Source organism: Campylobacter sp. DY7, assembly GCF_057802535.1.
The window spans coordinates 1-565 of the sequence record NZ_JBYJAU010000049.1; the positions used below are offsets into that span (position 1 = coordinate 1).

1 protein-coding gene is annotated in these 565 nt (G+C 67.1%); it reads right to left on the reverse strand.

What is annotated here, in order from left to right; translation table 11 throughout:
* Positions 1–75 precede the first annotated feature (75 nt).
* Positions 76–565, reverse strand: a 490-nt coding sequence (locus tag AC1B00_RS09640; protein WP_488849512.1) for a hypothetical protein, incomplete at its 5' end; no start/stop codon positions are given.

Below are 565 nucleotides of genomic sequence, written 5' to 3' on the forward strand. Positions count from 1 at the left end.
GTCAGTCCCAGGGCGGATGCCCTCACTCCGTGGTGTCCGGACTGCAGACCCGGGTTCCCACCGACTGCGCCGGTCCTATCCGAAGGTGCCGACCGGCCGGTACACGATCGATGACGATTGACCGGCGAGGAACCCCAAGGTCGCGCAGTACGGCGCGCAGGTGAGTACGCCGCCGCCGTAGGAGCCGTCCGCGTAGTGCGAGGCCCAGCAATTGTTGAAGCCTTCGGCCGAACGGATCTTGTCGTTCCACGAGCTGGACAGAGACGGGAAGCCATAGGTGACCCCATGACACCCCGACCCGGTGCCCCAGTGAATGAGCTCGGATCCGCCACGAGAGGTGCCCGTCCAGACCTTTCCGATCGTGACGGTGGACGCGCGTGCACCCGCGCGCTCCGTGGAGAGCGCTCTGAACTCCACCGCCAGCCCGTCCATCAACCGTTCCAGGTCCCCGGGAGCACCCGCTTGGATGAACTCCTGCGCCTCCGTCTCACTGGCGAAGCACGACACCACGACAGGGATGTCGGGAGGCAGTGGCTCCCCGTCGGCCACGGCAACGCCACCGACC